At 70.3% G+C, this 7,075-nt stretch carries 7 protein-coding genes; 4 read left to right on the forward strand and 3 right to left on the reverse strand.

The features are described from left to right. The 4 genes from VB737_RS13465 to mscL form a co-directional block, all read left to right on the forward strand. A partial coding sequence (locus tag VB737_RS13465; RefSeq protein WP_500313698.1) for an ACT domain-containing protein occupies positions 1–170 on the forward strand: 170 nt, incomplete at its 5' end. 40 nt (positions 171–210) lie between these two features. Beyond that, positions 211–2,046 (forward strand): MBL fold metallo-hydrolase, encoded by a 1,836-nt coding sequence (locus VB737_RS13470; protein WP_500313689.1) that lies wholly within the window; start codon positions 211–213, stop codon positions 2,044–2,046. Then, entirely contained in the window at positions 2,019–3,167 is a 1,149-nt protein-coding gene (locus VB737_RS13475; RefSeq protein WP_500313690.1) for a PQQ-dependent sugar dehydrogenase, read from the forward strand. Before VB737_RS13470 ends, VB737_RS13475 begins: the two co-directional genes overlap by 28 nt. Positions 3,168–3,222: 55 nt before the next feature. After that, a complete protein-coding gene (gene mscL / locus VB737_RS13480) occupies positions 3,223–3,615 on the forward strand; it encodes a large conductance mechanosensitive channel protein MscL (protein ID WP_500313692.1) in 393 nt (130 codons plus the stop codon). 21 nt (positions 3,616–3,636) lie between these two features. Here mscL and uvrB read toward each other — a convergent pair whose 3' ends face one another. Genes uvrB through VB737_RS13495 form a run of 3 tightly spaced genes read right to left on the reverse strand, consistent with a single transcriptional unit; the run spans position 3,637 to position 6,918 of the window. Next, positions 3,637–5,646, reverse strand: a complete 2,010-nt coding sequence (uvrB, locus tag VB737_RS13485) for an excinuclease ABC subunit UvrB (RefSeq protein WP_500313694.1) — start codon at positions 5,644–5,646, stop codon at positions 3,637–3,639. Between the two features lie 51 nt (positions 5,647–5,697). After that, positions 5,698–6,120 carry a phage holin family protein gene (locus tag VB737_RS13490; RefSeq protein WP_323304336.1) on the reverse strand — a complete coding sequence of 141 codons (423 nt, stop codon included), beginning with the start codon at positions 6,118–6,120 and terminating at the stop codon, positions 5,698–5,700. Positions 6,121–6,147: 27 nt separating this feature from the next. After that, positions 6,148–6,918, reverse strand: a complete 771-nt coding sequence (locus VB737_RS13495; RefSeq protein WP_500313696.1) for a DUF561 domain-containing protein — start codon at positions 6,916–6,918, stop codon at positions 6,148–6,150. Positions 6,919–7,075: the final 157 nt, after the last annotated feature.

Here is a 7,075-nt window from a genome sequence, read left to right on the forward strand (position 1 = left end):
CCCTGGCCGACGCGGGCATCAACATCGCCCTGATCGCCACCAGCGAGATCCGCACCAGCTGCGTGGTGGCGGAGGCCGACGGCGTGCGCGCCCTGCAGGCGGTGCACCAGGCCTTCGGCCTCGGCGGCGCCGAGCGGCACGCGGCCGAGGGGACGGAAGCGCCAGCCTGACCTCGGCTTCCTAGTCTTGGGGCCGCGCCAGGAACGGAACATGTTGGTTCGGTTCTGGGGAACCCGCGGTTCGATCGCCAAGCCCGGCCCGGACACCTTCCGCTTCGGTGGCAACACCTCCTGCGTCGAGGTCCGCTCCGACGCCGGCACCCTGCTGGTGATCGACTGCGGCACCGGCGCCCACGGCCTGGGGCAGGCCCTGATGCAGGAGCGGCCCGACGGTATCGAGGGGTCGCTGCTGATCAGCCACACCCACTGGGACCACATCCAGGGCTTTCCCTTCTTCTCCCCCTTCTTCGCCCCTGGGCACACCTGGGACGTCTTCGGACCCAGCGGCCTCTCGGGCAGCCTGCGCAGCGTGCTCTCCGGCCAGATGCAGCACGCCTACTTCCCCGTCACCCTCGAGCAGTTCGCCGCCACGATCCGCTACCACGATCTTCACGAGGGCACCTTCCGGATCGGGGATGTGACGGTCACGACCCATCTGCTCAACCATCCCGCCCTCACCCTGGCCTACCGGCTCCAGGCGGACGGGGCCACGGTCATCTACTGCTGCGACCACGAACCCCACGACCCCGCCCTGGCCAGCGGCGTCGGTCCGCTCTCCGGCCAGGACCTCCACTACGCCGCATTCATCGAGGGGGCCGACCTGGTGATCCACGACGCCCAGTACACGGCCCTGGAGTTCCCGGCCAAGCTCGGCTGGGGCCACAGCTCGGTGGAGTATGCCGTGCGCCTCTGCGAGGAGGCCGGAGTGGCCAGGCTGGTACTCACCCACCACGACCCCCTGCGCAACGACGCGACCATCGACCTGATCCTGGCCGGTGTGCGCGCCGATCTGGCCGAGCGGGGCAGCCCCCTGGAGGTGCTGGCGGCCGCTGAGGGCCTGGTGCTGCGCACCTTCCCCAGCACCCCGGAGGCCGCAGCCGACGCAGCGCCGCCCGCAGCGGGGTCCGACCCCACCGCCGGGGCCCTCAGCGGCGATCCCGGCGGCCCGCCGGCCCTGGTCTGGGTGACGGACAGGGATCTGGAGACGGCCCTGACCACCGCCCTGCGCCTCGAGGCCCTGCCCTTCCATGTCTGCGGTGGCGAAGCCGATCTGACGCAGCGTCTCGGGCGTCACGGGGCCTCCCTGCTGCTGCTGGAGCAGGCGCTTCCCGTCCGCGATGGCCCCGGGCTGGTCCGCAGGCTGCGGCAGTCCCCGGCCACGGCGATGGCCGAGATCCCCATCGTGATGCTGGCGGCCGTCGAGGAGCAGGCCCGCTACGACGATCCCCTGGTCAGCGAGTGGCTGGTGCTGCCCGTCTCCGAGAGCTACCTGCGGGCCAGACTCCGGGCCTGGAGCCTGCGCACCCCCTGCCGCTGGGAGCGGGCCCGGCCGCCGCAGGACGAGGAACGGCGCCTGCGGCGGCTGGCGGAGCTGGGCCTGCTGGACACGGAGCGGGAGGAGCGCTTCGACCGGCTGACCCGGATCGCCGCCGCCGCCTTCGATGTGCCGATCGCCCTGATCAGCCTGATCGATGCCGAGCGGCAGTGGTTCAAGTCCTGCCATGGCCTGGCCACCGGCCAGACCTCCCGGGACCTGGCCTTCTGCGCCCATGCCATCCGCCAGCGCTCCGACCTCCTGGTGGCGGACACCTGGCTGGACGAGCGCTTCGCGGAGAATCCCCTGGTGCTGGGGGAGCCCCGGATCCGCTTCTACGCCGGCTCACCCCTGATCCTCGACGACGGCACCTGCCTGGGCACACTGTGTCTGATCGACACCCGCCCGCGTCAGCTCAGCGGCGCCGAGCTCTCCCTGCTCCACGACCTGCGCGACCTGGTGCTCCTGGAGCTGTCCCCCCAGCCATGGCCCGCCGCCCTCCACCACTCCTGAACTGGCTGGTCGGGATCTTTCTGCTGCCGGTCCTGGGCAGCTGCCAGCCGGCGGCCGTCTCGGCCCCGGTGCGCAGCGTGCCGGTGGTGGGCGGCCTTGAGCACCCCTGGGCCGTGGCCTGGCTGCCGGGCGGCGACCTGCTGATCACGGAGCGGCCGGGCCGGCTGCGTCTGGTGCGGGGCGGTGTGCTGCAGGCCGAGCCGATCCGCGGCCTGCCGGAGGTGCTGGCCGCCGGCCAGGGGGGCCTGCTGGATGTGGCCGTCCATCCCGACTTCGCCACCAACCGCTGGATCTATCTCACCTACGCCGCCGGCAGCGCCGAGGCCAACCACACCCGGCTGGCCCGGGCCCGCTTCGACGGCCGTGCCCTCAGCGATCTGCAGGTGCTGTTCGCGGTGCCGCAGCGCAAGAGCGGCGCCCAGCACTTCGGCTCGCGCCTGCTCTGGCTCCCGGATCGCACCCTGCTGCTGGCGATCGGGGACGGCGGCAACCCTCCGATCGAACTGGAGGGGCAGCTGATCCGCACCCAGGCCCAGAACCCGCTCAGCGCCTTGGGCAAGGTGCTGCGCCTCAACGCGGACGGCACCCCCGCCGGTGACACCCCCTTCACCGGCAAGCCCGGCGCCCTGCCGGGGTTATGGAGCCTCGGGCACCGCAACATCCAGGGGCTGGCCCTGGATCGCCGCACGGGCAAGGTCTGGGCCAGCGAACACGGCGCCCGCGATGGCGACGAGCTCAACCGGATCGAGGCCGGCGAGAACTACGGCTGGCCGCGGGTGACCCACAGCCGCGAGTACTTCGGCCCGCCGATCGCGCCGGCCACCAGCGCCCCGGGCCTGCGGGATCCCGCCCTCGTCTGGACGCCGGCCATCGCCCCCTCCGGCCTGGCGGTCTACGACGGCGACCGCTATCCGGGCTGGCGCGGTGATCTCTTCGCCGGCGGACTGGTGTCGCGGCAGGTGCATCGGCTGCGCCTGGATCCGGAGGGATCGGTGACACCCCAGCAGGAGATTCCGATCGGTGCCCGGGTGCGGGACGTGCGCCAGGGACCGGATGGATTTCTCTATGTGCTCACCGACGGGGCCGGCGATGGCCAGCTGCTCCGCCTGGAACCGCTCTGATCCCCATGGCCCCCGGGCCCGTGTAGAACAGGCCGGCAGTTCACCGACGACACCCATGGCCCGGCGCGGCACCTCCTCCTTCCTGAGCGACTTCAGGGACTTCGTCAACAAAGGCAACGTGGTCGATCTGGCGGTGGCCGTGGTGATCGGTGGTGCCTTCGGCAAGGTGGTCGATGCCATCGTCAGCCTGGTGATGACCAACCTGCTGGAGCCGGCCCTGAAGGCGGCGCAGGTGGATTCGATCAGTGCCTGGCCCGCCGGTGCGGTGATCGTGGCCCTGATCAACTTCCTGGTGATCGCCTTCGTGGTGTTCCTGATCGTGCGGGCCATCGAGGCGATGAAACGCCAGGAGGAGATCAAGGCCGCCGATGCCGGGCCCGACCCCCAGGCCGAGCTGGCGGCCGCCGCCAACCGCCTGGCCGAAGCCCTGGAGCGGCGCGCGCTCTAGGCCGCAGCGGTGGTGAGTGCCCTAGGCCGCGGGGCGCCCCACCAGCTTGTGGCGCAGGTTCTTGATGCGATCCCTCAGGTTGGCGGCCTCCTCGAACTCCAGGCTCTTGGCCGCCGCCTTCATCTTCTCTTCCAGCTGGGTGATCAGCTCGGGCAGGGCATCGAGGGGCACCTCGTTGTGCTCGGCCTGCTCGGCCGCCACCTCCAGCTGGTCGTCGGTGAGCCGGCGGGAAAGCTCCAGGAAAGAGAGGATCGCATTGCCCGCCCGCTTGCCGGCCGGGGTGGGGGTGATGCCGTGGCGTTCGTTGTAGGCGTGCTGAATGACGCGGCGCCGCTCGGTCTCGGAGATCGCCTTGGCCATCGAATCGGTCAGGTTGTCGGCGTAGAGAAGCGCCACCCCGTCGATGTGGCGCGCCGCCCGGCCGATGGTCTGGATCAGGGAGCGCTCCGCCCGCAGGAAGCCCTCCTTGTCGGCATCGAGGATCGCCACCAGGGACACCTCGGGCAGGTCGAGGCCCTCCCGCAGCAGGTTGACGCCCACGAGCACGTCATAGGCACCATTGCGCAGATCCTGGATGATCTCGATCCGCTCGATCGAATGGATCTCGGAGTGCAGGTAGCGCACGCGCACCCCGTTCTCGGCCAGGTAGTCGGTGAGGTCCTCGGCCATGCGCTTGGTGAGGGTGGTGACCAGCACCCGCTCCTGCCGATCGGCCCGCACCCGAATCTCGCCGAGCAGGTCGTCCACCTGACCCTCCGAGGGGCGCACCTCCACGATCGGGTCGAGAACGCCGGTGGGGCGGATCACCTGCTCCACCACCTGGCCCTTGCTCTGGGCCAGCTCCCAGGCGCCGGGCGTCGCCGACACGAAGATGGTCTGGCGGGCCTTTTCCCAGAACTCGTCCCCCTTGAGGGGCCGGTTGTCGGCGGCGCTGGGCAGCCGGAAACCGTGCTCGATCAGCACCTGCTTGCGGCTCTGGTCGCCGTTGTACATGGCCTGGAGCTGGGAGCAGGTGACGTGGCTCTCATCCACCACCAGCAGCCAGTCGTCGGGGAAGTAGTCGATCAGGCATTCGGGCGGCGTACCGGCCTCCCGACCGGCCAGATGCCGGGCGTAGTTCTCCACCCCGTTGCAGTAACCCACCTGCTCCAGCATCTCCAGGTCGTAGGTGGTGCGCTGCTCGAGGCGCTGGGCCTCCAGCAGCCGCCCCTGGCCGTTGAGCAGCTCGAGCCGTTCGCGCAGTTCGGCCCGGATCGCCTGGATCGCCCCCTGCAGCCGCTCCTTGGGGGTCACGAAGTGCTTGGCCGGGTAGATGTTGATGGTCTCCAGGCTCTGGAGAATCTCGCCGGTGGTGGGGTCGACATAGCGGATCGCCTCCACCTCATCCCCGAACAGTTCAATGCGCACGAGGCGGTCCTCATAGGCCGGACCGATCTCCAGCACATCGCCCCGCACCCGGAAGCGGCCACGGCTGATCTCGATGTCGTTGCGGGAGTACTGGTTGTTGACCAGATCCCGCAGGGAGCCGCGCAGATCGAGTTTGTCGCCCACCTGAAACTTCACGGCGGCCTTGAGGTATTCCGAGGGGATGCCGAGGCCGTAGATGCAGCTGATCGACGCGACGACGATCACATCCCGCCGCTCGAACAGCGACCGGGTGGCCGAGTGCCGCAGCATGTCGATCTCCTCGTTGATCGAGGCGGTCTTGGCGATGTAGGTGTCCGAGACCGGAACGTAGGCCTCGGGCTGGTAGTAGTCGTAATAGGAGATGAAGTATTCGACGGCATTGTTGGGGAAGAACTCCCGCAGCTCGTTGCAGAGCTGGGCCGCCAGGGTCTTGTTGTGGGCCAGCACCAGGGTGGGGCGCCCCGTGCGGGCGATCACGTTGGCGATCGAGAAGGTCTTGCCGGTGCCGGTGGCACCCAGGAGGGTCTGGAAGCGTTCGCCCCCATCGACGCCCTTCACCATCGCCTCGATGGCAGCGGGTTGATCGCCCTTCGGTTCGTAGGGGGCGTGAAGCTGGAAGGACATCGGCCCATTCTGGCGTTCACCCGAGGGGAACGGACCGAGCGTGAAAACCGGTCAGCCCAGGCCGGAAGACGCCGCCATCGCCCGGGTCAGGGGCACATCCAGGCCCATCCAGCCCAGCACCAGGCTGCTCAGCACGCTGTAGGCCAGGGCCCCGAGGATGGCGCTGATCAAGCCGTTATGGAGCCGGAAACCCTTGATCAGCCAGGCGGCCAGGCTGAACAGGATGATCGTGATCAGCCAGTTGAACAGGAAGGACACCGGGCTGATCAGGCCCCCCAGGGAGGAGACGAACCAGACCGGCCCCAGCAGGAGCTTCAGGGGGACGACCAGCAGGGTGCCCAGCAGGGCAATGACGATGGCCGACAGCAGGGCGGCGGAAAAGCTCGCCAACTCCACTCCCAGGGGCAGTCGCGCCACCAGCAGCAGAATGAGGGCCCGGATCGGCCATTGCAGAAGCCAGGTGAGCGAGCCCATGGAAAGCGAGGCCAAGTGGAACCCAGTTTACTGAGGCCGTTCGTTTTGAACCATCGACGCCGCGGGCAGGGCCTCCCGCAGGGCCCGCACCACCGCCACCATGGCGAGCTCATCGTCGAGGCGGTTGACGGCGGAGCCCACGCCGACACCGGCGGCACCGGCGGCCAGGGCCATGGGCACCGTGACGGCGGAAAGCCCGGAGGCGCACAGCACCGGCACAGCCACCGCCCGGCTGATGGCATGGGCGGCCGCCAGGGTCGGGGCGGCCTTCTCGATCAGGCCCAGGGCACCGGCGCTGAGGGGACGGGCACTGGTCCCGCCCTCGGTCTGGATCAGGTCGGCGCCGGCGGCCACCAGCTCCACCGCCAGCCGCTCCTGCGCGTCGAGGGGAAGGGTGTGGGGCACGGTGACCGAGAGCACCGTGCCGGGCAGCAGCGCCCGGGTGCGGCGGGTGAGCGCGAGCACTTCATCGGCCCCGAAGACCCGACCCTGGGGATAGAAGCTGTCGTAGTTGCCGATCTCCACCATGGCCGCACCGGCCTCGACGGCCGGCGGGAACAGGGCGGGATCCACGGCCGAGACGCAGACCGGCAGACCCGGTGCCAGGGCCACGGCCAGCCGGACGAGGGTGGGGTCGCAGGCCAGATCCACCAGGTCGGCGCCGCCGGCGGCGGCGGCCCGGACCACCTGCTGCACCCGGGCCGCATCGAAGTTGTCGAGTCCGGCGATGACCTTCAGCGCCCGCCCCTGACGGATCGCCTGCTGCAGGGCGGTGGGCAGGCTGGAGAGGCGGGTCATCGGCGGACGGAAGGACGCATGCCGTGATTCTCCCACCCGACCCCTGCCAGGGCCGGCGGCCCTGGGGCAGCGACCAGGCGCGCCTGCACCGGCACCTGCTGCGCCAGCCCGCCCTGCTGCCGGCGGGGGGGTCGCTGCTGCTGGGCGTGTCCGGTGG

The sequence above is a fragment of the Synechococcus sp. BA-120 BA3 genome (assembly GCF_034931285.1).
Classification (GTDB): Bacteria; Cyanobacteriota; Cyanobacteriia; order PCC-6307; family Cyanobiaceae; genus Cyanobium.

Excerpts from the sequence above, each read along its gene's own strand:
- VB737_RS13470 (WP_500313689.1), top strand. The coding sequence starts at position 211 with ATGTTGGTTCGGTTCTGGGGAACCCGCGGTTCGATCGCCAAGCCCGGC.
- VB737_RS13475 (WP_500313690.1), top strand. The coding sequence starts at position 2,019 with ATGGCCCGCCGCCCTCCACCACTCCTGAACTGGCTGGTCGGGATCTTT.
- mscL (WP_500313692.1), top strand. The coding sequence starts at position 3,223 with ATGGCCCGGCGCGGCACCTCCTCCTTCCTGAGCGACTTCAGGGACTTC.
- uvrB (WP_500313694.1), bottom strand. The coding sequence starts at position 5,646 with ATGTCCTTCCAGCTTCACGCCCCCTACGAACCGAAGGGCGATCAACCC.
- VB737_RS13490 (WP_323304336.1), bottom strand. The coding sequence starts at position 6,120 with ATGGGCTCGCTCACCTGGCTTCTGCAATGGCCGATCCGGGCCCTCATT.
- VB737_RS13495 (WP_500313696.1), bottom strand. The coding sequence starts at position 6,918 with ATGACCCGCCTCTCCAGCCTGCCCACCGCCCTGCAGCAGGCGATCCGT.